This is a genomic window from Planctobacterium sp. AWH2_060 (assembly GCF_056158425.1).
Genome location: NZ_JBSWTG010000001.1, coordinates 1,185,453 through 1,212,348 on the forward strand (window position 1 = coordinate 1,185,453; position 26,896 = coordinate 1,212,348).

A 26,896-nucleotide genomic window follows, 5' to 3' on the forward strand; every position below is an offset into this window, starting at 1 on the left:
GCTTACTAGCTGCAATATAGTTAGTTCAAGACGTCATCCTTAAAGTTTCTAATATCGACAGAATCCATTAGGGGAGTAGACTCAATATTGATTTATCCAACATTTCAGGTAAACTCAAATTATTGGATAAACTTAATTTAAATAGTTTGTCAGGCACACTAACTTGGAGCATTGAGTAATGCCAACCGTTGAAAACTTTATAGATATTTTTGACGCATTGTCTCGGAAGGATTGGAATGATGTGAAAGCCGTTGCCGACAATATTTATGAGTCTGAGAGAAAGAAAAAGCACTACAATGCCGCAACTAGAATAAAAGAAGCGGCTGATATAGCAATTAATAACAATCTAATCTCAGATACATTTGTTATGTCTGAACATAGCCTTTCTGCTCCTCCTATAGATCTACTTGAAAGATTCAACGATATCAACGCGGAAAAGCCTGTTCTCCCAAAGTGGATGAATAATGAATTAGCTCTCTATTTTAGAGAGTGGAATATGTTCAAAGAATTAAAGTTACAAGATATAAAACCTAGAAATACTCTCCTATTACATGGCCTTCCGGGGTGCGGAAAGACTATGCTTGCAAAATATATTGCCTCAGAAATGAAACGAGAGCTTTATACGGTTAGATTTGATTCTCTAATATCATCATATTTGGGAGAAACAGGCGAAAATATTCGAAAGATATTTAGCTTTTTGAAAACTAATAATTGTATTCTTTTCCTAGATGAAATTGATGCAATAGCCAAACTGCGTGATGATAAGTCAGAATTAGGTGAGCTCAAACGAGTCGTAATATCATTACTTCAAAATATTGATAACCTTCCAGAAGATAGAATTCTCATAGCTGCGACTAACCATGCTCATATGTTAGATCCCGCAATTTGGAGGCGTTTTGACGTAGTATGGGAGTTAGTTCCTCCTAAAGATAATGTGAGAGATAACCTGTTAGAAACCGAGCTAGGTGAAAGTTATAGTAGCTCAGAATACAAAAAAGAAATCCTTGAGCTGACAGCTGGCATGACTGGTGCCGATTTGAACAGAACTATTAATGAGTCTAAACGGCGAAGATTAATTGAAAAAACTGACCTTATTGAATCGTTTCTCTTGTCTTCCATCGAAAACGCAAGGCGAGGAGACTCAAACCAATCAACTAATGAAGGGCGCTTAATACAAGCAATTAAGTGTTTGAAATTAGCATACAAAAAGAAATATACATATTCAAAATTAGAAGACATTACAGGTATTTCTCATTCAACAATCCACCACAAAATAAAGAGCTCATAACATGGACGTAGAAAATCAAAGGCCGCATATTTTTATCAAAGATGAACCAGCTCCTCCCGTTAAAAGAGAATATGACGGCGGAGGTGGCGGAACTTATCCTAGGGATAGCTACCGAAAACATGCTCACAAAGTATTTGCCGAAGCAGATCGTTTAAAGGCTATTTTCGCGACATCACAAGATAAAACAATCGGTAATAGATACTTTAAGGTTGAAATACCAGAGGAACAAAAAGTATCTACATCAACAGGTAAAAAGTTAGAGGAGAATCTACTTTCAAAAATTGTTGGGTCACCGAAGAGTAACATTGCTCACGTTAGCACGTCTAAAGAATCATTTGACGACTTAGTTTCACAATTAAATACTTATAGTGAGTCGTCAGAAAGTAAAGGGAAATCAAAATACGCATCTATTGAAGAATTATCTCTAATCCCTTTTGAAGAGAAGGTATCCGAAAGGTTTCAATTAGATTTTACTGAAGACAATACCGAAGGAGATGCATTAATTTCTCTTTTTCCCGATATAGATTCAAATGATCTCGATGTGATTTATGCTGGAGTTAAGAGTTATGTCGAAGCTCTTAATGGTGAAATACTCTCTTTCCTGCCTAGAGAGGAAGGAACATTACTTAGAGTTAGGTCAAAGAAATCTGTTCTAAAAAGCTTAGCTGAGTCGTTTGTATCTATTCAATCATTAGACTCTGCTGATGAGATTATTACTGAAATGGCCAGTGTTGGCGAACCTTTAGACAACACAATTAACGTCACACCAAATACATCAAAAGCATACGCATGTATGTTCGATACTGGGATTCAAAAAGACAATCGCTTTTTGATTGATAGCATCATCGAAGATGTCTGCCCATTTGGAGACAATCGAGGTGTAAACACAGCACACGGAACTTTTGTGGGCAGCCGAATCATTTATGGTGATTCTATAAAAGATCAATTAACTACAGGCAGCCTTAGCCCTGACGTGAAATTGTTGAGTGTTTGTATTAATAAGTTTGATGACTTAGGTAATAAAGTAAAAGTAACCGTTGATCAATTAATAGAACTTATTCGTTCAACGGTCGAAAAGTGGCACAAGCAAATTCGAGTTTACAATTTGTCTATTTCTTGCACACCTCAAAACCCATATGCTCCAGCTTCAATCAAAGATGACATCGTGCACCTTTTAGCTAGTGAAATTGATATTTTATCTAGGAAGTATGATGTTTTGTTTGTTATATGCACTGGAAATATACCATGGTCGCCAAGCTGCCCACTACCACAAGAGAGCTACCCTAAATATTTTGATCTCGATGAGAGTAGACTAATGTCGCCCGGCGAGTCCATGCTAGGCTTGACGGTTGGTTCTGTTGCATTTGAGGATGCAACGGGCAGTATGGCGAAATCTTCAGAGCCCTCCCCTTTTACTAGAAGAGGTCCCGGCTTTTCGGGATATCACAAGCCAGATCTAATCGCACATGGCGGGAACTGCGGAAATAATTGGTCACAACACGACTTTCTTAATGTTGTGGGTTTATCTAACACAGGTGATTATTTGTCTTACGCCAGAGGTACAAGTTTTTCAGCGCCTCTAATAACTCGCTTAGCAGCAAAGCTATTCGAGTTGACATGGTCAACCAAATTCACACACCTCAGTTAAGCGGCTTTTTCTAATTTCTCCATGTCAGCTTCATATTGGTTTGGACTTCTGTAATCCAAGTATGAATGCAATCTTTGGCTGTTATAAAACATCGTAATGTATTGCAGAATATCTTGCTGCGCTGCATGTCGCGTCTGGTAGTAGCGCCATTGCACTCGCTCCTGCTTCAACGTACCAAAGAAGCTCTCTACTACCGCATTATCCCAACAGTCACCTTTTCTGCTCATGCTACCTGTGACCTTGTGGCGTTTAAGCAGTTGTCTGAACTGACGGCTCGCGTATTGTGAGCCACGGTCTGAGTGATGGATCAGACCAGCGTTGGGCTGACGTTGCCACAATGCCATGGTCAGTGCATCACAGACCAGCTGCGCATTCATACGCGATGACATGCTCCAGCCCACGACTTTGCGTGAGAACAGGTCAATTACCACTGCCAGATATAACCAGCCTTCCTGAGTCCAGATATAGGTAATATCAGAGACGTAAGCCTGGTTGGGCTGTTGCACATCAAATTCGCGTGTCAGTACATTGTCGAATACTGGCTGGTTATGATTGCTGTTGGTCGTCACTTTATACTTCTTGCGCCTTTTAACGCTGATACCTGCTTCTTTCATCAAAGCACGAGTGCGTTGCTTACCTACCGGATAACCCAGTGAATTCAACGCTCGTTTCATACGCCGGACGCCATAGGTAAAGTCACTGGCGTCCGCAATTTTTTCTACCCATTCAATCAATTCATCATGCTGTGGATCTGGCTCCTGGACCTGTTCCCGACGCATCGCACTGTAATAATTATGACGACAGACACCCAATGCCTGACACATCAGGCTGATTGGCCAGGTCTTCTTATGCTGGGTGATGAAACCGTACTTTACCTGGTTTCTTTGGCAAAGAAGACCGTCGCCTTTTTTAAAATCTCTTTCTCCATTTTCAGGCGTTTATTTTCTTCCCTGAGACGGCGAAGCTCCTCTTGCTCTGGTGTAAGTTTGCCATTGCCGCGGAAAGCGTGAGCACCTTCAGATTCCCGCTCTTTAATCCAGCGGCCAAGCATATTGGCACAGATCCCCAGACTTCTTGCTGCCTCGGCAATTTTGTAGTTTTGCTCAGTGACCAGACTCACTGCGTCCAGTTTGAATTCTTTTGAATAGCTTTTTCGGGTTTTCATAAATACTCCAGTTATGAGAATTATCTCTTAACCGGGTGTGTGAATCTATTGGAACACGTCAAGTTTATTCCTAGTGCTTCGGCTTGCTTGGTCAAAGCAATGCTAATACATTTTGCGAAAAAAACTGAGTTATTAGACTTCGAAACTAAAAATTTAATGCATTTGCAAGGACATGGATATCCTGATGTCGCATTCTTATGTAATTCAACTAAAAACATACAGTCTTATTTATATCAAGGAGATATGGATTTTCGGGACATGATTGAGATCCCCTTCTACGTCCCTTCAGTTTTAGTTAACAGAAAAGTTCGAAACAAAATAAAAGTAAAAGTAACGATATCTTTCTTTCCAGAAACTAGTGCTGTTTTGAAAAGTGGATACTGCAAATCCCATATCCGCACAAAAATAATAAAACTGAATAATAGAAATGAATATAAAGATGTTCCGTTTTCTAAGTCTTCTGTCCTTGATAGCGATAGGTACTCCACCGTTATCAAGATGGAAAAGACATTTTCAAGTGCAATTCATGGTGGAGACTGGAAAATACTAATAGCTCACGAATCGAGATGGACTTTGAAGAACCCCAAAACTAAATACGCGGTAGTAGTAACGATTGAGGATCCTCAAAATGACCCAAACATTGATATACATAATGCAATTAGAAACGAGGCTCCTAACAGGTATCAATCAGAGCTTGGAGTTCAAGAGAGACTTAAGATCTAGAGGATAGGTTCAGAAAAAGATCTCAACAATTTTTAGTTGGGCATATGTCAATAAAGCATGTGCCCCCTTTTTATTTGAGTCAGCCTCAATTGAGATTTGTCGCTTATTATTCTTCAAAATTTTTAAGAATTACTACTTTCAGAAAATGCGAGATTTTTAAATTTATCAGGATTAAAGCATCACTGGCCTCAACTTTTTTTATAATATTTTCAACTACAATAAGGAATTTTCATAGAGTTAAGTTATTAAAACCCACATTCCTATGTAGTTTTCATCCTAACTTTGACATTCGATTATATTAACGGAATATTATGTATTAATTTCAAAAGGTTAGCCTCTTGATGATTGACTAAACGCCTTGCTATAACTAAATAAGATTTCCTTAATTTAGTGAATTACAATGGCATATATACCTACCTTCTATACTCCAAAATCAATATTGAATGATCCTCTACTTATCCGAGGTAACTCCGAGTATTTGCCTTTTACTCGCTTTATCGAGTTTTTAAAAGATAAAAATTATGCGAACAACACTATAGAGCAGTACGGTCAGATCCTAGTCAAGTTCTTAAACTATTTTACAAGGTATATCGAGCTACTGAATTACGATATCGGGCCTGACGAAATCAAAAGTATTTTGCAAAACTATCCTAACTTCTTGCTTCGAGGAAAAAAGTCTAGATTTAAGATTACGCAGCAAATCGCTTCTGATTTAAATCACAACAAGAATACAAAACGCTCTTCTCTACCTGCAATCGATGCTGCAATAACCAAATTCATTTTAATTAATGAAATAGAAGGAGCGAGCATAATTGATATATCTGACTCTGCATTCCTTCACATCACCAAGAGAATAAAAAGCAAATCTGAGATTGGGAATATCTTAAAAAACTCAGCTCTATCTGGGTTCATTAGAGGGGGTATAAAAAACAATAGAAAGCAAAGGGCTAGCGCTCTAAAATTACCTAAACCCAAGAAGAGAAATAAGTTCTACATCACAAAAACGATTGAGTTTGATCAGGTAGTTAAGTTAATAGAATCAGCCAGCTCTTATCGAGATAAAGCAATTTACGCACTTCTTGCTGCATCAGGAGCACGAAGCCATGAAATACTACAACTTCGTTTGTCGGATATCGATTTTAAAAATCAACAAATAACTTTGAATAGCCCATTTGAGTTTAGTGAAGATGAACTCAACTTGACTGATGATGAGTACTCTCAATTGGCATGGAAAGGACGAGAAACCACCGCTACTTTTCTTATAGAACCATTTAAAAGCCTGTTTTTTGAAAACGTTGCGAAATACTTGACTCAAGAAAGGATGAGTTTATGTAACCACCCATTTCTATTTACTAATACTAAAACTAATCGCCCCTATTTTTGCTCAGATAGAAGCTCAAGAATTAAAATGTTTAAAAAATCAGCAAAGATATCAGGTATCCAGAATTTAGAAGGGATAAGTCCTCATTCACTAAGGCACACCTATGCGACATATATATTGAATTGGCTGCCCTTAAAAGGTGGTGTGTATGGTTTACCTATAGCATATGTGCAGAAACTCCTTGGACACAGCTCACCTTCTTCTACAGAGTTATATGCAAAGATTGATGAGGAGCTGGTAAAGGCACATGTAGCAGAAGCTAATGAAAAGCTTTTCAGTAATGACATGAGCTTTGACGAAATACAACTTGAATTCCACAAAGGACGCATCGAAGAGATCGAACTGCGTTTAGCTGCTTAGAATGTTTAATTCAACCTACAAACTGAAGTTTATTGTTGAAGGTGGAGCACTAAAAAGCGCTATCCATTCAGCACTTGATGATTCATTCAAAGTGCTTAAATCACATATCGAAACCGAGCAGACAATTGCCCCTTCAGTGATATCTACGAAGACTTTTCCGGCACTTATAATTTTCAAGTATCTTCATAATCATAAAAGCTCAACAAGTATCGGATTTGACACTAACTGGTGCGAATTAATGTTTGAACTATGTACCTGCGACGAGTTGCCTCAAGAAAAGATATCTCAAGTTGTCAATTGTCTATCTGCACCACCTGAAAGCAAGAAAATAGTAAAAACAGCACAAAAGCAATTGAAGATTGGACTAAGAGTTTTCTTTTACGCTCTTTGGGCTCAAAAAGCAGTATTGCTTCCAATAAACTTTTCGTTTCCTAGAACGCAAAAAAATAAACGTTGGATTGAAACAGCGCTACCAATCTACCCAGAAACGTTGAAGCTCATTAAAAATACTTTCATAGAAGATGAGAGATTTAAAAGCTTAAAGGGTTGTGTAGACACAAGATCAACGTACCTCAAAGATTATTCTTATAATATCTTGATCGCGACGGACTGGTATAGCATTGAGGATATTGACCTAACTGATATATCTAGCTTTCGAAGCTTTTATTTTTCTCATTCAGAAAGAACAGGAAGCAATAATAGAAAAACCTTACCCTTTTATCCATTATTAGCAGGATTCAAGGCATACTCCCCGACACGGTGTAGATATTCTCTCAAAGAGCTCGCTGATGTATGTGATTCTGTTGTAACAGATGAAAATGGTAAAGAACGGAAATTGGGGAAAAAACCTGAAGTTAATGACTCAGTAAAAACTGAAGAATATAACTCACTACCCGCTCTAAATTATAACTCATCAAATAAACTTCACGTGATTCCAACAGATAGTGAATTTCAAAGGCTGAGTATTAGTTTGATTAAAGACACGTTTTTAGTTCTTTTATCTCGGCATTATAGCAGCCCTAAGTCGTATTCAAGCTATGAAAAAATAAATAAAGCAACACCACGATTGGTTTTCATTTACGTATTTGAAAAATGTTTACAAATTGACTCCCACCAAATATCTCAGTTATACGCTCTTTCTAAGCTAAGAGAAATTTCTTTAAGTGATATAGCAAACGTTCTTAAAACTAACTTTGACGAAATACGAGAAAAGTGGACTATAGATTTTTCTAACGAGCTAAAGATCTCGCTAAAAATAATGCTGCAAATAGCTTATTGCAAACAGCTAGTATTACTTCCCAGAGACTTCCAAGCTTTCTTTGCCAACAATAAAGATTGGATGCTCGAGCACTATCCGACAACTCTTTTAACTCTATGCCCTGACGGGCTGATTAAGGCAAACAGTAACCAAAAACTTCTAAGTCCGTTAATGGCTGTTAACAGATATCGTTTTTCCGACATTACATTAAAAGACATTCGCAAAATGGAGAATGAAGAGCTCAGTTGGGATGATGACTTTGGTGCTCTCCCCTTAACAAACTTTGAAGAATTGTCTAAGCAAATAAAAGAACTAAGTACTACTCGCAAAGCAGCTCCCGAAAAACGTAACCTTTGGCGGGAATATATAGACAGATACTTAGATCAACACAGCGTTACTAAAAGAGCTAAATATAAAAAAAAATCAGCTCTCAATAAGTTAATAAGTTTCATTGAAAAAAAGTTACCCAATAGCATAGGTCTAAATAGCAAAAAAATTCCTCTAAAACCCGCTGATTTTACTCGTGAGCACGTTTCCAATAAAGACTGGGAAACAGACTTAGTACGCCATTTGGGCAAAAAAGTTAACGCTGATACTTTCAATGTCCAGTTAAAACATATTTCTGATTTTTTCGACTGGTTAGAGCTTTACAAGCACGATGAAAATATTAAAAATTTTAGAAACCCTATATTAGATTTAGACAAGAAGATATCAAAGCGACCAAGTGGTACAAACAAAGAGATTTTTGATAAATCACAATTCCCTGTAATTTGGTCATTTACTGCTGCTATTTGCGATTTCTATTGGTATTTGGTCTCAAACAACTTATACCAACTTGGATTAGCAACTAAAAACGATCAGGTATATGATTGTGAGGAGTTAGGTTTTATCCCTGTTTTCTACATGGATGACAAATGCTATCCCATACCCTATATCCCGACTCGTTTTACATCTGAAGCGGTAACTACTTATAATAATTCAGCTTATTATTACCCAACTTTCCAACAAGTTTTTGAGAATTTTATTGCACTAGAAACAGGTATTCGACATATACATATCAGACATCTAGACGCGAACATGTGGAAAACTGGTCTCCCAAATTCGGATATCAATATTGATAGAGGTACGGTCATACCAACCAAAAAACTCAATAATAATAAAGCGTATGAACTTTTGGTTAACACAGACAAAGTAAAGCAAACGTCCTGGAACGCTATAGTTAGTAGCAGAGTTATTAACACACTACTTCGATATGAATCATTTGCTGATTTTGTCGACCCCGAAATCGAAGAAATATTTTACAATGACGATGAAGCTAGTCCCTATCCTCTAATTTCTCCGCTGACACAAATTTTTAATGAAAAAAACACTTATTCTGGGACATTATCTGAGGCAAGTGTAGCGGGCCAATACCGAAGACTATTGTTTCTTTTCGATATTTATAGAGAGTTTTATGAATTACCATTACCTGCGGTTGGTAACTTAGGAGAAGACTCTATAGTATCAATTAAAGCTTATCATCAGCGACAAAATGAGCTAAAGAATGTTATCACAAAGCCTTACAGCAATCGTTTATTATTTAAACAATCTATACTTAAGGCATATTATTGTCACACAAAATATGAAACCAAACATACACCACATGGAACTAGAGCTACCGTCGCTAGTGAAAAAATTACATTACTTCCTCCTGGTGCTATTAAAGATTATATAACAGGTCATGAATCTCTAGCATGCCTTTACTACTATATTAAGCTAGACCTTAACTACCTTGAAGGGTTAGTAAAAAATGATGAAGAAGGCTCCCCAGAAAGTTTTAATAGTTTACTGGAGCGCTATTTTCAGCTTTCACAAAAAGCACTGGAAAAGAACATCAAAGATGTAGTTGAGTCCCAGCCTGAGACAGCAATGCGAGATTTGGGAGCGATTTCCTTCTCATCACAAACTGAACGACAAGGAATGCCAAATAGCGGCTTAATTGCAATTCAAAACATCAACAATTCACAACTTGCGTATTTTCCAACCCATATATGCCCTTTTGGTGCCAAGTGCCCAAAAGACGTAATTGATGAGTTTGGAGAATACAATTGCGGACCATGTTATTACTCGGTAAAAACGGTTGATAACATTCCCTCAATACTTGGAGAAATTAGAAAGCATGTTGACTCTTTCGAGCATTTAGAGTCGACGTTAAAAAAAATTAAATCTTACCCTCAGAATGCATCTGGTCAATTAAGTAAGTTAGAAGGAGAAAGGCAAAGGGCTGCATCTGCTATTACCGCATGGGTGGCGTCATTTCAAATTCTGGCTCGCAAAGTCACGGAGATGAAAAATAAATCATCAACCGAAGTTTCCGGTAAGCTTTTAGTCGCGAACCCCAAAGCCTTAATACTCCATTTTGAAAACAATAAATTAGCCGATACACCTCTCACGGTGAGATCGCGAACATAAATTGAGCAGTTGAGTCTGTTTTCGTTTATGTTCCTGGACCTGTTCATATCATTGTGATCTTATACTCCCTTTTGGGAGCCAGTTTGATGAATATTGATGTTTTCGCTGACCATTTTTCCGATGTCACCGATCCCCGCCAGTCTGCTAAAGTGACCTATCCTTTGTACGATGTTTTGTTCTTATCCATTTGCGGTGTTATTACCGGATGCGAAGGCTGGGAAGACATTGAGGATTTTGGTCATGCCAGACTAAACTGGTTGCAGGGGTTGGGTTTATTCAGGGAAGGGTTGCCTGTTCATGACACCATTGCACGTATCATTTCCAGTATTGAGCCGGAACAGTTACAACGTAGCTTTATTGGCTGGATGCAAAAGGTTAATACCCTGACCGATGGTGAAGTCGTTGCCATAGACGGAAAAACACTGCGTAGCTCTTATAACAGAGAGAACCGCCAGTCCGCGATCCATATGGTGAGTGCGTTTGCGACAGCAAATGGCGTTGTGATGGGGCAAATAAAGACGGACACCAAATCCAATGAGATCACCGCTATCCCCGAATTACTTAACCTGCTGGATATTAAAGGTTGTCTTATTACGATTGATGCAATGGGTTGTCAAAAAGCCATAGCGAAGACCATCGTTAACAAGGGCGCTGAATATCTTTTGGCGGTTAAGGGCAATCAAAAAAAGCTTTACGATGCATTAAAGCTGGCGTTTCGCGGAGTTGGTTCTGAATCACTTAAGATAGAAAAGGGTCATGGGCGTATTGAAGCCAGAGAATATCATGTTCTTGATGCTTCTGAATTATCGGAGGATTTTTCTCAATGGACAGGATTAAAAAGCATGGGTATGGCTGTCAGGTATCAGCATAATGACGAAAAACCATCATTGGAATATCGTTACTACATTAGCTCAGCAGCATTGACTACAGAGCAGTTTGCCAAAGCAGTGCGAGGTCACTGGGGAATAGAATCCAGCCTGCATTGGGTTTTAGATACGGCCATGAAAGAGGACGATTGCCAGATATTCAGAGGTAATGGTGCAGAAAACCTGGCTCGTCTGAGACACATAGCCAAAAACATGATTAAGGCAGATAAAAGCAGAAAAGCCAGTGTTCGTCGAAAAACACGCATGGCCCTGATGGAAGAAAGGTATCTGGAAACCGTATTTTTAGCGGGCTGCAACGAGATGGTTAATAAATGAACGCTCATGCTCTCGCCGTGATACACCTCTCAACAAAGCCTTGGTTCGCGAAATGGATAGCTTAGCAAACTCTGAGTACGCAACACCTTCAGCAAAAGCTCAAATGGACAAATTTAGAAGAAAGCTGCTTATCAACGGTGATGAGCTCGGAACATTAATTAAGGAGCAAATTGAGTTATCTTCTGAGGACACAGATACAAAGGGCTTGCTTGCCTCCATCAATATCACTAACCCTATTTCATTAAACAAAACACTAGACGACATTGAAGAGACATTCAAAAAACTTTCTAATCTAAAAGTAATAAGCTAGATATGAAAAAAATTGAGCCTGCTAACAAAAGTAACGCTAATAGATACCACTCTACCAAGTGTAAGATAAGACTTGACGCCATTTTCGAAATACTTAGAGACTTAGAGCAAAGTAAATCTCAATTTGAATCTCTTTGGCAACTAGCAACTTTTATCGCAAGAAAGTACAACGAAAAAGAGATAAATATTGCGACAAACCGTTACCCTAACAAAATAGATAAGATTTCAGTTTCAACTTTAGTTAGTGACAAAGCCCCATATAGGGAGAAGGTTCTCAAGCACTTTAACAGTCAGAAAAACTCGAATGAAAAATATTCTATGGCGTTATTAGAAGTAACAAAAGAATCACAGATCACCAGCCTTCAAAATCAAATCAAAAAACTAGAATACAAAAATAAGAATTTATTAAAAAAGGTGGAACAGCCTCATTTGCTAACATCGAATTTTTCCCAGAATGACCTCTTGGAAGCTTTAGATGCCAGTCATAAGGTGATAGTTGCACTGTTATGTGAGTTCAAAGATTCTGTCGTAATTGATAAAGAAAGTCTCATAGATTTATCCAAAATTGTTGACAATGAACTAGTTCCCAAAGACATATTAAAAAAGTCTAAGATTCTTGAATCTACGATTATTCAAATCATTGGAACGGGCATCTGAATTAATAAGGCCGTAACAAGTAATTTAACCATTACTTAACACTGTCAGACTACATGTAAAAATAACTTAAAATTACCTATAACAGGCTTTAGAACATCATGAAAGGACATTCATGTGACTATCTAATTTGAGAGTAGGAAGCATGGATAGCCCCAAACAGAATTGTATGGGGCTAAATGAGACGCTATAGCGCGATCTCTTTTATTTTTCCTTTAGAAAAAAACTTATACAAGCTAGGTACAACAAAAAGCGTCAATAAAGTAGCTGTAATTAAGCCGCCAACAATTACACTTGCTAGTGGTCTTTGAATTTCCGAACCAACTCCATTTGACATCAACATAGGTATTAAACCTAACGCTGAAGTAATAGCTGTCATGAGAACAGGGCGTAACCTTGATGTAGCACCATCAAATATTGCTTTGTCGGGTACAAGCCCATCTTTGATCCGTTGGTTAATGCTCTCCACCATGACGACACCATTAAGTACAGCTAGGCCAAAAAGAGTAATAAAGCCAACAGAGCTTGGGACTGATAGGTACTGACCGGAGAGATATAGTGAAAACACGCCACCGATAACGGCTAGTGGAACATTAAGTAAGATCAGCATAGCTTGTCCTACTGAGCCAAACGCAAAGTAAAGAAGCAAAGCTATCAAAGCCAAAGATAACGGCACGACGATAGAAAGGCGCTGTTGTGCACGTTGCTGGCTTTCAAATTGACCGCCAATAGATACTGAGTAGCCTGCTGGCAATTTTACTTCAGATTTTATCGCAGCCTGAATATCTTCAACCACACTTCCCATATCACGGCCTTGGACATTAGCTTGAATAACCACTCGACGTTGTACATCGTCTCTTCTAACTTGTGGAGGGCCAGACTCAAAAGACACGGTAGCTACATCACCAATACGCACCCAAGCTCCTGTAGGAGATTGCAGTCTTATATCAGCTATTGCTTCACTATTAGATCTGAATTCCTTTTCTAAGCGCACGTAAATATCATAACGCTCATTGCCATTGATGATTTGACCAGCTTCAATTCCACCTATGCCGTCTTGAACTACTTCCATGACATCACCAACGGATAAACCATATCTAGAAAGCTCAAGTCGATTTGGAGCGATGACAAGCTGCGCTTCACCTGCAATCTGCTCAAGTGCAACATCCTTAGCACCCTCAATTGACTTAATCGCAGTTTCTATTTCTCGCCCTTTGTTTGCTAGCACCTGTAAGTCAGAGCCAAATAATTTAATGGCAAGTTGTGCTTTAACACCCGATAACAACTCATCCACGCGTGTGGCGATAGGTTGAGAAAAATTCAGTAACAGTCCCGGAAATGCTTCCAATGAACGCTCCATTTTATCTTGCAGCTCATAACGATTAGATGCGCTTGTCCATTCTGAAACAGGTTTAAGGCCAATGTAGATTTCAATGTTGTTCACAGGCTCTGGGTCGCCACCAATCTCAGCTCGACCAATTCGGCTTAACGCATAAGTCACTTCTGGGAAAGCCATTAGCTTTTCTTCCAAGATTGGAGCAACCGAGAGCGCAGTTTCCAAACTAGAAGAAGGGGCTAATGTAACTCTTAGGTTAATCGTTCCTTCTTCTAGTTCCGGCACAAATTCTGTCCCTATTTGTGGAAGAACAGCCGCTGCCGAAGCAATAAGTGATAATGAGAAAAAAACAACGGCTTTGGTCTGACTTAAAGCGATTTTCAATAACTTTCGATACAAAATGTCGACAGGTTTTAAAATCAAACTTTCTCTTTCTTTCCCCCCTCTTTTAAACATAAAAGTGGCAAGAGCAGGAACAATAAATAAAGCAACAACAATAGCTGATACCACAGCTAACATAATGCTGATAGCCATTGGTTGAAACAGCTTTGCTTCAACACCTTCGAAACTAAATAGCGGTGTAAAAACAACGAGAATAATGGAAGCTGCAAAAAAGATCGGACGAGCGACTTCCTTGCCTGCCAGTTTCAACTTTTTCTTAGTATCATCGTTCGCTTCATCGCTGCTACTTTCTAATTGCCTATTTAGATGTTTAAACATGTTTTCAACCATAACAACCGAACCATCGACTAACATGCCAATAGCGACAGCAATGCCGCCAAGCGACATTAAATTGGCTGAAATACCCAACCAAGCCATCACCATAAGCGCTATACCGATAGAGATTGGAATAGAAACCAGCACTAAGAATGTGGCTCTTAAATTCATCAAAAATAAAGCAAGTACAACAGTGATAAAGATAAAAGCCAAAGTAAGGGCTTCAACGACGGTTGCCACCGCTTTTTCAATTAAGTCAGCTTGGTCATAAAAAGGCTCAAATCTTACGCCTTCAGGTAATGCCTGATTGATAAGCTCAGTTCTGGCATTAATGCCATCTATTGTCGCTTTGGTATTCGATCCCATGCGCTTTAATACTATGCCAGAGACCACTTCACCTAAGTTTTCAACAGCGCCATTGTTAGCTTTACGTGTCATAGTGACAGCACCTTGTCTGATCTCACCGCCGAGTTCTACTTTAGCGACATCAGAGACTGTAACTACTACACCATTAAGTGTTTTCACGGGTACTTGCTGAATATTTTCAACACCTTTTTCACCACTTTCAAACCAACCTGTACCTCGAATAACGAGCTGCTCTTGTCCGCGATTCATGTACCAGCCACCAACATTGGCGTTGTTATTTTCAAGCGCTAACACAACATCTTCTTGGGTTAACTCATAAGACAATAGCTTAGAAGGATCGACATTAACTTGATATTGACGGACGTTACCACCGAATGACAATACATCCGTTACACCATCCACAGGCATGATCAAAAGTTTAATGATCCAGTCATTAAGACTTCTAAGTGCCATTGAGTCATACTTGCTTTCGTCATCTGAAATCAGCAAATATTGAAATACTTGCCCTAAACCTGAAGTGTTAGGCCCCATCTCAGGGGTTCCAACACCAGCAGGTATAAGCTCTTTCGCTGCTTGTAAACGTTCAAAAACCAGTTGCCTAGCAAAATATATATCTGTGCCTTCTTTAAATACTACCGTTACGCCGGACAAGCCTGTTTTTGAAATAGAGCGCACTTGTTCCACGTCTGGCAATGCGTACATCACAGCTTCTATTGGGTAAGTGATAAGTTGCTCTACTTCTTCAGCAGCTAAACCCGGAGCTTCGGTATTAACAGCGACTTGTACGTTTGTTACGTCTGGAAAAGCATCCAAATTCAACTTAGGTATGGTGATAACTGCACTTGCAATCAACGTAATTAACGCGATTAACACGAGCAATCGGTTATTAATAGACCAATCAATAATTCGATTAAACATGAATGGCCTCCTTAATGATTGTGCGGATCAAATCCGCCTTTCGCGATTTCAGACGCGACAAAAAAAGCCCCCCGTGTCACCACTTTAGTTCTGGCTTCAATACCTAAAACTTCGCGATACTCACCAAAAGATTGGCCTCTCGTCACTTCAACAGCCTTAAACTCGTTTGGATGATCTTCAATAAACACTGTCCAATCGCCATCGCTGCTTCGTATCAAAGCGTCTTCTGGTACTGCTATGACTTCGTTGCTCGACTCGAACTGAAAATAGACCTTCACGAACATACCTGAATGGAGTTTATGTCCAGAGTTAGTAACCGATAGCCTTACTGTTCTGGTACGAGTAATGGGGTTAATAGTGTGAGCTTCTTGTATGACGTTGGCTTGGTATTTAACACCATTCAAATCAATTAAAGCTGGACTGCCTAAAGCTAAATTTATTTCTTTATTTGGCGGTATATTAGCTTCTACCCAAAGGTCAGTCTCATCGGCAAGTAACATAATCGTTTCACCTGCCTCAATACGCTGCCCTTGCATGAAGTCATCTTGCAAAACAACGCCTTCTCGCTCAGCAACAAGACCGTACTGTCCAAACGTAGCGCTATCTTGTTGGGATATTTTATCAATCGCTTGCTTTGTTAAACCAAAAGCCACTAACTTGCCATAAACACCTTTATAAATGTTTTCCGCTTCAACAAGCGTACGTTCGCTTATGTTATTACTACCTAGCTTTTTAGCTCGCTTCCAGTTAGAAGACGCAATTAAAAAGTCAGCTTGAGTTTGAGCCATCGTTTCGCTGAACAAAGTAACCAGTTTTTGTCCAGATTTAACGTGGTCTCCTAAGCTCGCATGGCGATTAATCACCACAGAGTCTGTGCGAGGTGAAACTATATAGCTCTTATAACCGTTTGCTTTCACTTCTCCGGGAGCGTAAACCGAATTAAGGTGTTTCTTTGGCAACAGTTCCTCAATTTTTATGCCTGCTAATCTAATTTTTTCAGCACTTAAGGTAATTCCTTCTTCATGCGCTTCTTCCTTTATTGCAAGCTTTTCAGGGCTATTTTCTTTATCTTCAGCATGGTCGTGGTCATGAGCAGGTTCTTTGGTGGGTTTTTCATGCTCATGTGAATGTTCATCGTATGCTGTGTTATTTTGACTTTCACTAGCCAATGTTGTGCTTATTGAAAGCACACCAAGAATGATCACTAAGGCTATACCAGTGATTCGAAAAATATTATTCATAATGACTCTTAACTTTTATTAAACCAAATTGTGTTTGCGCGATAGCGCTCTTTATGGAATGAAGTTAAGCGATAGGTGGTCGATAGAGCCTAGTTGAAGTACCTAGAGGCAACGAAATCAACTTATCAAAGTTGTGTGAGTTATTTAATGATAGGTTTGGAGTAAACGCTTTAACCAGAATCCAACTGGTATGATTGCCGCTACAATGTCCGCAATGGTGGCAGTCCTCGATATCGTGTTCGTTATCACTATCTAGCTGAGGAGAATGATCTGCTTCGTGATCATGAATGGATTGTAGATGCTCAACGTCTAACTGATGAGTTTCCGTGCTTGCAGATACGGCGACAAACGATTGTAAAACAATCGATATTATCAGCAGTATTTTTAAAGCAACGTTAATGTTCAATATTCTATTCTCTTCGTTAGATGTATGTAATGTAACAAATTTACTGGTACAAATCTAAGGGCAATGTACAACATTGGTGTTAATCATCTCTGCAAACTTCATCAGGAAATTCAAATTCGATGGTTGTATGCGACAAATTAAAGGCGCTTAACTCTTCAGAAATAACTTGCTTGAGTGATTGCAACTTAGGTGCATCATATGGTTCATTCAAGACGAGGTGTGCAGTTAACACATGACTTTCCCCATCTAAAGACCAATAATGTAAGTGATGAATCTCTTCAACCTCAGATTTAGATAACAAGGCATCCGTAATTTTGTTTTGTGTTTCTTCATCGGGTGACGCTTGTAGAAACAACGCAAAAGTCGACTTTAAGTTTTTAACTACGTTAAACAAAATAAATAGTGTGAAGGCTATAGATAACAATGGATCCAAAATAGGCCAATCCACAAACATTAAGATAATTGATACGAGAAGGACAGCCACCCAACCAAGAACATCTTCCAATAGGTGCCACGTTAATACTTTCTCGTTTAATGTAGTTCCAGCTTTGAGTTTATAAACGGCATAACCATTTACTGTGACACCGAGTAATGCCAACCCTAGCATTCCTTCTACCATCGGCATTTCGGGGTTAGATAATCGAAGGATGGCCTCCACCAATATGAAGATAGAGCCAGCAATTAAAACAACGCTATTTATTAAGGCACCAAACAGTGATAAACGCTTATAGCCGTAACTGTAAGTTGAAGATGCTTGTTTATCTGAAAAGTGATTCAACAACCAAGCAAAACCGATAGATATGCTGTCACCTAAGTCATGAACTGCATCAGCCATGATTGCAGTGCTGTTGGTTAACCAGCCTCCAATGAATTCAATAATGGTAAAAGTGACATTCAGAAAAAATGTCCAACCTATGCGCTCACTTTTATCATGTGTGTGGTGGTGACTATGATTGTGGTTGTGCATTTTCACCTCTACCTTGGTTACTGGTGTTTCTAAGTCGATTAACATTCATATTGATAAGATGACGAATCACAGTTTGATATAACCAGCGTTTTATTCCTGACAAATTAGTTCCTTTTTGACGGTAAAATTCATCTGGCGAGTTATATAAACCAAAGTCATCATGAATGCCTTCTTTTTGAATGTATGTATCTTTTCCTGTCCATTCAGTCTCTGGATTTGACAAACAGGTTGTCGCGACTCCATATCCGCAGAAATTATCTTTAATTTGGCTAAACTTAGACTTAATTGAAGTTAGATAAGCTTCATCCAGAATAAAGCCTTCTAAACTTATCCACTCACCATCAAAGAAAACTTCAACCCAACTATGGATAATATATTTAGGCGCAAGCCAAAATACATAAGAAGGAATAGCTCCTTTTTGAAGCTGTTGCTCTATCGTAAAGCCATGAAATCGGCATTGAATACCAAGTGCTCGCAATAGTGCCATCAATAAATTGCCTTTGGTATTACACTGACCATAGCCATCAGCTAATACTTCGCTTGCGGCAATATCATCGCTGCGATTATATCCGAACTGGATTTCGTCTTTAACAAAAGTGTAAGCGACACCTATCTTGTTGTAATCATCTATAGCTTGCCAATTTCGCTCTTTAATCAATCGCTGAATAGTCTCATGATTGAAGTCTAGTATTGTTGTTTCAGACAAATAGTTCTCATTCATATTGTCATACACTCACGCAGTTTCACTTTGAATAACATAACCATAGAATCTATAGTTACTATAGAGTCAAGTCGGGATAGAAATTAATATGAAGATAGGCCAACTAGCCAAGGTATCGGGCTGTTCAATACAAACAATTAGGTATTACGAAAAAGAAGGGTTACTGAACCCGCCTAGTCGTAGCGAAGGAAATTTTCGGTTATATGATAAAAAAGCGTTCAAAGAATTAGAGTTCGTTAAACATTGTCGAAGTCTCGATATTCCTTTGTCAGAAATCAAGACTTTACTTGAGCTTAAAAACAGACCTGAAGAAAGTTGCTCGTCAATAAATGACTTAATTGCAAACCAGCTTGATCTAGTAAACAAGCGGATTCGAGAGTTGAGAGCATTAAAATCCGAGCTTCAGATAATGAAGAAAGCCTGCTCCTCAGATAATACAGTTGAAAAGTGTGGGATTATGAGAACGCTAGAGGTGTAATAATTAGCTTCTTTGTTCGCTCGATACAAGAGTTACTCGTATATTAAATTGATTAGAAAATTATCCCTAACACTCTATATTCTATAAAATAAAAATTACTTAATTATTGGTGGTGTAAAGTCCATACCACATTTCAGTTCGAGTCCAGGTGGGGCCACCATTTTTAGAAATATCCTCAACTTTCAAACGTAAAAAAGCTCCCAGTTACGCTTTAGGGTTCTGTCTAGTTTCTACTATTAATTATTCATAAAATAGTGCGCTGTTATTATTAGGTAAGCGTCCGGCGAATTACGTCTAAACGGGGTTAGTTTCGTTTAGTAGGTCTCCCACGGCAGGAGATCTGCCAGGTAGTGACCTGATTTTCTTTTCGGCATCCCTTCAAACAGCAGATTCAAATAGTCGATTATCAATTTCTAAGAGTCTATCTGATATCGAATTGGACACATTCATTACTCAAAGGCGGAGTTAAGGTTTTCTGAACTGAGTATTCGCATGACATCAACACAGTCATTAGATGCGGTGTAGTAAATAGCATGTTTTCCATACACACTACGTCTATAGCCATTACGAATATGATCAACTGCTTGGTAATGTAATGGGTTTTCCGCAATGCTTTGAAACTGAGTAATCAATCCATCAATGTATGATTTAGCCCGAGTTAAACCAAAGTTATCGATACCATATTCAAATAGCTTTTCGAAGTCCTGAGCGGCAGCACTACTTAATCTATACTTCGCCATTGGTTTGTTTTCTGGCAATCACCGCTTTAACAATATCTTCAGGGGAACGAGAGCTAAAACCGCTTTGCTCGGCTTTGATCAGCTCTTGCCTAATAACTTCAACTTCACTAGTACGCATTTGCTCTTTTCTGATCAAATCTCTTAATAACTCGCTATCACTGGCATAATTACCAGTTGCAAGTTGAGCTTGCATCCATTGCTCTTGTTGTTCAGTCACTGTGATACTTTTCTTTACCATTGCCATAATATACCTCCAATGAAAGAAATCTCGCAAGGATTTAATCCTACTTTATACTACCGCAATAAGGTTTAGTACAGAGCTAGTAAGAATCAATTTGAGTTACACCATATAATTCATAGGTGATAACAACATCGGTAAGTAGCTGGTCATGACCACGTTAAAACACGCACTTATAAAGGGATTATAAGCTTACCAATGGAGCCTCATAATAGGTATGTCCCTGGTTCGAGTCTAGGTGGGACCACCATTTTTTAGCCTAACAGACCTTTCTAATTAAAGTCTGCCGGAATTTAAGCAGTATCGTTCCCAAGGTGACACACATGTGCTACCCCCCCTTATATAACGTTTTTAGGCAACAATAATCGCACACAAAGTCAACTGTATATCTTTGGTAGTGCATCCAACTTGTCTCCTAACCTCTTAATATTTGAAGAATTAAACTGGATTACTGAAATCTTTACTAGCGCGGCATTGGCGCTGTTATCGGCACCTTTGGTAGTTGGCTGGCTAAACGCGAAGAACGCAAGAACCTGCAGCTGCAGTACGCCCACACCGAAAAAATGGCTGAGTTTAACGCCAAACACGAATTGGATATCGCCGACAGCGACCGACAAACCGAGCAGGTAAAAGGCCAGCTAAAGAAAGAGATAATTCAGGAAGAAGCATTTAAGGAAAGCATCAAAACCCAGGCAATCAATACTGGTGTGCAAATCGTGGATGCCATCCGAGGCGTTATACGCCCCGGCATCACTGTTTACCTGCTGGTAGCCAGCACACTCGTGGCAACAAAAATTTGGGTATTGGTGGGAGGCCTTGAAAGCCTCACCGACAAAGAAGTATTCGACCTGTTCCGCCTGGTGGTAATGGAACTGATATTCCTTACCTCAACCGCTGTCAGTTGGTGGGTTGGCAGCAGGCCAGGACGTGGGGTTAATAGGTTGAATTGAAACTAATCACCAAGTACTACCAACGAAGAATCAACTTTTTCGGCATAGTCATAGACTTGTAATAACGAAGATGCGCCTTCTCTGTAGTGCTTAAATACAGTGTTCCAATTGTTTAATCCAATGTTACCCCGATTGTCATTTTTTTGGTCTTGCAAGCAAATATTGACCATATCTGTGGACATTTGAAATAGATTATAATTTAGACCTTTAGTTTTTGGTTTTGCTAAACCTATGCTTTTCAACTCATTTTTAGAAATAATAGTTTTAAGAATTGGTTTCCTTTTGAAGCTTTCTTTGTAAGTGTTGTAAACATCTTGATTCGTTACTTTTAAGAAAACTAGTGTGGCCATTGGCACCAAAGCAATATCATAATTGGCATTCTGTAATCGTATACAGTCTAGATAATGAATCGCTTGATAAATATCTCTCAAGCTGGCTTCAACAGCTTTTGCGATACACACCAAACATTCAATAATTGATTTTCGTGTATCATTCCAATTCTCAAAAGTATGATAATTCTCACACCCCACCAACTCTTTAGACCAAAGATAAGTGATAAATGACTCTATATCAGTATCGATGAATTGATACTTTTGGGAAAAAAACCGATTTAAATAAAGTTTAGAGTTAAAGTTCTGTCCATACACAGCCTTAATGGATTCACTTAATTGTTCAGAGGCGGTAGACACCACAAAATAGACCCCTTTGGCCTCGAACAAGTGTTTGATGATTTCTAAGAGTTCAATTGCGTAGGTAGGTCTACACCTATCCAGCTCATCTACAAAGATGAATAGGGGCTTTGTCGCAGGAGTAGGCGAAATACGTTCCTGAATATTAGGCGATGACCTGCCCTCAACACCACCTCCAGCAATAAATGCAATTTTTTCAATACATTTGATGAAGACATCGATCTTATCATTGGCTAGTTTCTGTTGCTCTATAGCAAGCTTGGTAAGTTTTGAAGCAACTGTGCTGACAGTGGAGGGCAATTCGCTTGTCTTATCTTTTTCATCGGTCTCAATATCATCATGTGAGGAGTCATCTTCTTCTGAGGTTGTCGCATCATTCCACTCTTCAACACCTATACCTATGGCCTTTTTTGTTACAGCACCAATCAATGTCGGGGCCGCTTCTTTAATAAGTTTAGTCCAATGTCTTTTTACAATTTCATTCTTTGCAAAAAACTCCTTTAATTGAGACTCCACTGCAGCAATATGACATGGTCAACCAAATTCACACACCTCAGTTAAGCGGCTTTTTCTAATTTCTCCATGTCAGCTTCATATTGGTTTGGACTTCTGTAATCCAAGTATGAATGCAATCTTTGGCTGTTATAAAACATCGTAATGTATTGCAGAATATCTTGCTGCGCTGCATGTCGCGTCTGGTAGTAGCGCCATTGCACTCGCTCCTGCTTCAACGTACCAAAGAAGCTCTCTACTACCGCATTATCCCAACAGTCACCTTTTCTGCTCATGCTACCTGTGACCTTGTGGCGTTTAAGCAGTTGTCTGAACTGACGGCTCGCGTATTGTGAGCCACGGTCTGAGTGATGGATCAGACCAGCGTTGGGCTGACGTTGCCACAATGCCATGGTCAGTGCATCACAGACCAGCTGCGCATTCATACGCGATGACATGCTCCAGCCCACGACTTTGCGTGAGAACAGGTCAATTACCACTGCCAGATATAACCAGCCTTCCTGAGTCCAGATATAGGTAATATCAGAGACGTAAGCCTGGTTGGGCTGTTGCACATCAAATTCGCGTGTCAGTACATTGTCGAATACTGGCTGGTTATGATTGCTGTTGGTCGTCACTTTATACTTCTTGCGCCTTTTAACGCTGATACCTGCTTCTTTCATCAAAGCACGAGTGCGTTGCTTACCTACCGGATAACCCAGTGAATTCAACGCTCGTTTCATACGCCGGACGCCATAGGTAAAGTCACTGGCGTCCGCAATTTTTTCTACCCATTCAATCAATTCATCATGCTGTGGATCTGGCTCCTGGACCTGTTCCCGACGCATCGCACTGTAATAATTATGACGACAGACACCCAATGCCTGACACATCAGGCTGATTGGCCAGGTCTTCTTATGCTGGGTGATGAAACCGTACTTTACCTGGTTTCTTTGGCAAAGAAGACCGTCGCCTTTTTTAAAATCTCTTTCTCCATTTTCAGGCGTTTATTTTCTTCCCTGAGACGGCGAAGCTCCTCTTGCTCTGGTGTAAGTTTGCCATTGCCGCGGAAAGCGTGAGCACCTTCAGATTCCCGCTCTTTAATCCAGCGGCCAAGCATATTGGCACAGATCCCCAGACTTCTTGCTGCCTCGGCAATTTTGTAGTTTTGCTCAGTGACCAGACTCACTGCGTCCAGTTTGAATTCTTTTGAATAGCTTTTTCGGGTTTTCATAAATACTCCAGTTATGAGAATTATCTCTTAACCGGGTGTGTGAATCTATTGGAACACGTCAATAAAGCTGACCAAAGGATCACTATGAAAGTCTGACTTCCAGGCATTAAAATAAACAACCTTACATTGTTTGTTTATTTCAAGATCCTGCTTCCAGCGCTCCAAGAAAAAGGTTTTCCCTAAGCCCCACTCAGCATCCAGATTCAACACAAAGGAATCCTGCTTAACTGTGAATCGATTTAATAGGTATTCTGTCAGCTTCTCTGCCTCTGCCCTCCGGTTCAGCTTGTCGTCTTTCCAGATTTCGTCAATGCCCACTTCTACACTCTCATTGGTATCAGCCATTTTGGTTATTCCTTCGCCCTAAAAACTTCTTGTAAAAGCTACCTGATAGGAATATTTTTATCCAGTGTAATTAGCTTAACTTTTATCTCAAGGACAAACTCGCCATGGAACAAACACAACTCATACAAGACATTCAGGCAACAGAAGAGCAACTCAAAACACTGAAAAGGCGTCATTCAAAATTTAGGGATTTTGTAGCAAAGATAACTGCCGCCGGAATCACGTTTTGCTTTTTCATTTTGCTTATGAATTTAAGCGAGCTGTTCCAGTCTCGATTTGTATTTAATAATCAGGGTATTCACTACTTAGCAGAAAACCTTCAATTGTTTTTTCGATGCTGTGCAGCTCTTCTTACAATATTAGCATTCATGTTTTTAGTTCGACGAAGTCGCGAAACAGAGATACAAATAACCAACACCGATTTGCAGATATTACATTCACAACAGCAACAACAACTCACTCGAAAACAGAACCAATTAAACGAATACTTTTTGAGAAAGAAAGACTTTGTGGATTCCATGGAAAAAGTGAGTGAACGAGATTTAAAACACTACCCAGAGAATCAAGACTATAAACTAACAACTCTCCTAAATTACCACTTAGTATTTGATTTTCTTCATCCAGAAAAACATGCTTTTGACGCTCAAAGACTAGCCGATTTACGCAACATGTCTAAAGAGACTCAATCAATACTTGAGAATATATTGACGTGTATGTATGGCACTTTCGATAACAATGAAGAATTAATAACAGATGAGCTTTTAAATAGTTTCGATCTAGAAAATGACGCGAATACTGGTCTTTTTGGTGGCGAGATCAAGATACCAAACAGTTTTCCATCTGAAAACGAACTATTAGATGACAGCAAAATAGCAAATTTTGAGCAACTTTTTTCTGCCTTATTCGATGCTATTGATAAAATAGGGAACGTTGCTCAATATTCGATTGGACATAAGTCAGACTTCAACACACTAAAGGGGAGGTTGCCTAATATTTTTAGAGAGATACATAATGTTAGAGTGTATTTCGAACAATCCTCTCAAGAGGATTTTGAAAATCATATTATTTTTCGGGTTGCAGAACTAATTCATACGATTAAACCACAAATCTCGCCGCGCACAGCGGTTTGTCCAGATACAATACAAAAAGTAATCATAAACTATATGATTTACACTGTAACATCATCATTGAGAAACTTGTGGGATGAAACAATTAAAGCAAAATCTTCAAATAAAGCTCACCTCGACGTATCCGGCCCACGAGCGCGGCCATCGGCAAAGTAGGTAAAGAACTGGCGCTTATTCATCCGATTGATAAGCTGCCTTGGATGCAACCTAGTCATAGTCATAGCATCGTAACTATCGGCATAGATAAGCTTAGGATCAAACACAAACGGTTGCTTGCGAACCGGCACCCGTCGCACCTCTTCCACCCAACAATCAAAATGCGCAGGCCCCCTATCCAACCAAATAAAATTACCCGCAGCAACAAACGGCAATGAACAAATCGAACAACAAATCAGAACAATTACCCACCAAACAACTGTACTTTTAACCAGCATCATTTCATAGTAATTGCAACTGGCAATATCTTTGTGGATTGTTGAATATGACAGATAAGCCGATTACACATCATCCAGCCTATAGGGCTGGACTTCGCGCTACTAACTATAGCCAGAATCCCTATGAAGAAAACACTGCAGAATATGACCTGTTTGAACGAGGTTTAACCCAGAAATTTAACGCAACATCTGGAGCGGGTGACGGCTTTTTCAGCGATTTTTGTGAGCCTACAGAACCCATGACTGAAGAGCGCAGATTGTATTTATTGCAATTGGCCGAAGAGTCCAAAAAGATAAAGCCCAGAACGGGCTTTAGTATCAAAAGTTACAAGGAAGCAAGAGACGGGATTTAGTTTAACATTTTTGCCTTTTTGTGTTTGTACAATTGGCATTTGTCAACTTTAATTAAGAGAAATTAAATTTCGGAATCGACAATGAATAATGGAAATAATAGTGGCTCATCAAGCAGAAGCAACAGTCCAACTACACCAAGATTAAATACGCCTGCTGTAGCAACTTGGGGACCTAGAGCTCAACAACAAAATCAAGCCACTCAGACTTTGCAAAGAGTCGGAAGAGGTATGATGGGAAGAAATAATTTACAACCCGGGAACGTTCAACAACCCGGAGGACCACAATTAAGGGCACAAACTTCTAGTGCTCATGGAAATAGCGCTACCGGCGGAGTTGCAGGCCCCCCCAATCAGCAAGGGTATCAACGCCAGGGGGTATTGGCCGCGCAGAATACTAACCTACCAGCAGGGAACGCAATTCCTAACCTTCCCCGATTAGGGACTAATGGCCAGGAAAATTGATGTTTTATATGACAATTAGGCTCAACAATCCGTAGGTAATGTCCTCAAATTGAGCTACTTTCTCTTAGATAAAATCGAAGCATATGCAAAGTTCATAGCCGTAAAACTGTCCCTCTTGTTTGTTAAATGGCTCTGGCAGAGGGATTACCCGAACCTTTGAAGTCGTAGGTATCGCCATTAAAGCTCTTCATAATTATTCGTCCATTAATTTTTCCGGGCACCACTAAAAATATTTCTTGCTGA

22 protein-coding genes are annotated in these 26,896 nt (G+C 39.3%); 12 read left to right on the forward strand and 10 right to left on the reverse strand.

The window, feature by feature from the left end; translation table 11 throughout:
* The first annotated feature begins 178 nt into the window (after positions 1-178).
* Together ACXAD8_RS05200 and ACXAD8_RS05205 are read left to right on the forward strand one after the other, a co-directional pair.
* Positions 179-1,288 carry an AAA family ATPase gene (locus ACXAD8_RS05200; protein ID WP_475225746.1) on the forward strand — a complete coding sequence of 370 codons (1,110 nt, stop codon included), beginning with the start codon at positions 179-181 and terminating at the stop codon, positions 1,286-1,288.
* Between the two features lies 1 nt (position 1,289).
* Positions 1,290-2,936: a S8 family peptidase gene (locus ACXAD8_RS05205; RefSeq protein ID WP_475225749.1), complete on the forward strand. Its 1,647-nt coding sequence runs from the start codon at positions 1,290-1,292 to the stop codon at positions 2,934-2,936.
* Here ACXAD8_RS05205 and ACXAD8_RS05210 read toward each other — a convergent pair.
* A protein-coding gene (locus ACXAD8_RS05210) for an IS3 family transposase (protein WP_475225752.1) occupies positions 2,933-4,101 on the reverse strand; the annotation gives its coding sequence in 2 pieces (ribosomal slippage) (positions 2,933-3,849 and positions 3,849-4,101; 1,170 coding nt in all). The two genes, ACXAD8_RS05205 and ACXAD8_RS05210, sit on opposite strands and share 4 nt — an antisense overlap.
* Before the next feature lie 258 nt (positions 4,102-4,359).
* On the opposite strand from ACXAD8_RS05210, the gene ACXAD8_RS05215 reads away from it, so the two are divergent.
* The 6 genes from ACXAD8_RS05215 (at position 4,360) to ACXAD8_RS05240 (ending at position 12,442) form a co-directional block, all read left to right on the forward strand.
* Complete coding sequence (locus ACXAD8_RS05215) at positions 4,360-4,824, forward strand: hypothetical protein (protein ID WP_475225754.1); 465 nt, start codon at positions 4,360-4,362, stop codon at positions 4,822-4,824.
* Positions 4,825-5,224: 400 nt separating this feature from the next.
* Complete coding sequence (locus tag ACXAD8_RS05220) at positions 5,225-6,565, forward strand: tyrosine-type recombinase/integrase (protein ID WP_475225757.1); 1,341 nt, start codon at positions 5,225-5,227, stop codon at positions 6,563-6,565.
* Position 6,566: 1 nt separating this feature from the next.
* A complete protein-coding gene (locus tag ACXAD8_RS05225; protein ID WP_475225759.1) occupies positions 6,567-10,274 on the forward strand; it encodes a hypothetical protein in 3,708 nt (1,235 codons plus the stop codon).
* An 86-nt stretch (positions 10,275-10,360) separates the two neighbouring features.
* A complete protein-coding gene (locus ACXAD8_RS05230; RefSeq protein ID WP_475223818.1) occupies positions 10,361-11,476 on the forward strand; it encodes an ISAs1 family transposase in 1,116 nt (371 codons plus the stop codon).
* Between the two features lie 52 nt (positions 11,477-11,528).
* Positions 11,529-11,786, forward strand: a complete 258-nt coding sequence (locus tag ACXAD8_RS05235; RefSeq protein ID WP_475225761.1) for a hypothetical protein — start codon at positions 11,529-11,531, stop codon at positions 11,784-11,786.
* Positions 11,787-11,788: 2 nt separating this feature from the next.
* Complete coding sequence (locus tag ACXAD8_RS05240) at positions 11,789-12,442, forward strand: hypothetical protein (RefSeq protein WP_475225764.1); 654 nt, start codon at positions 11,789-11,791, stop codon at positions 12,440-12,442.
* Between the two features lie 184 nt (positions 12,443-12,626).
* Here the strand turns inward: ACXAD8_RS05240 and ACXAD8_RS05245 are convergent, their stop codons facing one another.
* From ACXAD8_RS05245 to ACXAD8_RS05260, 4 genes are all read right to left on the reverse strand, one after another.
* Positions 12,627-15,776: an efflux RND transporter permease subunit gene (locus ACXAD8_RS05245; protein ID WP_475225766.1), complete on the reverse strand. Its 3,150-nt coding sequence runs from the start codon at positions 15,774-15,776 to the stop codon at positions 12,627-12,629.
* A gap of 11 nt (positions 15,777-15,787) precedes the next feature.
* Complete coding sequence (locus tag ACXAD8_RS05250; RefSeq protein ID WP_475225768.1) at positions 15,788-17,017, reverse strand: efflux RND transporter periplasmic adaptor subunit; 1,230 nt, start codon at positions 17,015-17,017, stop codon at positions 15,788-15,790.
* Between the two features lie 485 nt (positions 17,018-17,502).
* The gene (locus ACXAD8_RS05255; RefSeq protein ID WP_475232883.1) at positions 17,503-18,390 is read right to left on the reverse strand and encodes a cation diffusion facilitator family transporter; all 888 of its coding nucleotides are present in this window, start codon (positions 18,388-18,390) and stop codon (positions 17,503-17,505) included.
* Positions 18,371-19,111: a transglutaminase-like domain-containing protein gene (locus ACXAD8_RS05260; protein WP_475225771.1), complete on the reverse strand. Its 741-nt coding sequence runs from the start codon at positions 19,109-19,111 to the stop codon at positions 18,371-18,373. The genes ACXAD8_RS05255 and ACXAD8_RS05260 overlap by 20 nt, the downstream gene beginning before the upstream one ends.
* Before the next feature lie 88 nt (positions 19,112-19,199).
* Between ACXAD8_RS05260 and ACXAD8_RS05265 the strand changes: the two genes are divergently transcribed.
* Positions 19,200-19,589, forward strand: a complete 390-nt coding sequence (locus ACXAD8_RS05265) for a Cd(II)/Pb(II)-responsive transcriptional regulator (protein ID WP_475225773.1) — start codon at positions 19,200-19,202, stop codon at positions 19,587-19,589.
* 449 nt (positions 19,590-20,038) lie between these two features.
* On the opposite strand, the gene ACXAD8_RS05270 is transcribed toward ACXAD8_RS05265, so the two are convergent.
* Both ACXAD8_RS05270 and ACXAD8_RS05275 read right to left on the reverse strand, forming a co-directional pair.
* The gene (locus tag ACXAD8_RS05270) at positions 20,039-20,329 is read right to left on the reverse strand and encodes a type II toxin-antitoxin system RelE/ParE family toxin (protein WP_475225776.1); all 291 of its coding nucleotides are present in this window, start codon (positions 20,327-20,329) and stop codon (positions 20,039-20,041) included.
* Positions 20,316-20,573, reverse strand: a complete 258-nt coding sequence (locus tag ACXAD8_RS05275; RefSeq protein ID WP_475225778.1) for a ribbon-helix-helix domain-containing protein — start codon at positions 20,571-20,573, stop codon at positions 20,316-20,318. Before ACXAD8_RS05275 ends, ACXAD8_RS05270 begins: the two co-directional genes overlap by 14 nt.
* 557 nt (positions 20,574-21,130) lie before the next feature.
* Between ACXAD8_RS05275 and ACXAD8_RS05280 the strand changes: the two genes are divergently transcribed.
* The gene (locus tag ACXAD8_RS05280) at positions 21,131-21,517 is read left to right on the forward strand and encodes a hypothetical protein (protein WP_475225780.1); all 387 of its coding nucleotides are present in this window, start codon (positions 21,131-21,133) and stop codon (positions 21,515-21,517) included.
* 2 nt (positions 21,518-21,519) lie between these two features.
* Here ACXAD8_RS05280 and ACXAD8_RS05285 read toward each other — a convergent pair whose 3' ends face one another.
* The 3 genes from ACXAD8_RS05285 to ACXAD8_RS05295 form a co-directional block, all read right to left on the reverse strand.
* Positions 21,520-22,722 carry a P-loop NTPase fold protein gene (locus ACXAD8_RS05285; protein ID WP_475225782.1) on the reverse strand — a complete coding sequence of 401 codons (1,203 nt, stop codon included), beginning with the start codon at positions 22,720-22,722 and terminating at the stop codon, positions 21,520-21,522.
* Between the two features lie 41 nt (positions 22,723-22,763).
* Positions 22,764-23,932 (reverse strand): IS3 family transposase gene (locus ACXAD8_RS05290; RefSeq protein ID WP_475225752.1). Its coding sequence is split into 2 segments (ribosomal slippage): positions 22,764-23,680 and positions 23,680-23,932, totalling 1,170 coding nucleotides; the frame shifts between segments, so codons are not numbered across the junction.
* A gap of 45 nt (positions 23,933-23,977) precedes the next feature.
* Positions 23,978-24,277, reverse strand: a complete 300-nt coding sequence (locus tag ACXAD8_RS05295) for a P-loop NTPase fold protein (protein WP_475225785.1) — start codon at positions 24,275-24,277, stop codon at positions 23,978-23,980.
* 104 nt (positions 24,278-24,381) lie between these two features.
* Here ACXAD8_RS05295 and ACXAD8_RS05300 point away from each other — a divergent pair, with 104 nt between their 5' ends.
* Both ACXAD8_RS05300 and ACXAD8_RS05305 read left to right on the forward strand, forming a co-directional pair.
* Positions 24,382-25,560 carry a hypothetical protein gene (locus ACXAD8_RS05300; RefSeq protein WP_475225787.1) on the forward strand — a complete coding sequence of 393 codons (1,179 nt, stop codon included), beginning with the start codon at positions 24,382-24,384 and terminating at the stop codon, positions 25,558-25,560.
* 325 nt (positions 25,561-25,885) lie between these two features.
* Positions 25,886-26,191 (forward strand): hypothetical protein, encoded by a 306-nt coding sequence (locus tag ACXAD8_RS05305; RefSeq protein WP_475225789.1) that lies wholly within the window; start codon positions 25,886-25,888, stop codon positions 26,189-26,191.
* Positions 26,192-26,896 lie beyond the last annotated feature (705 nt).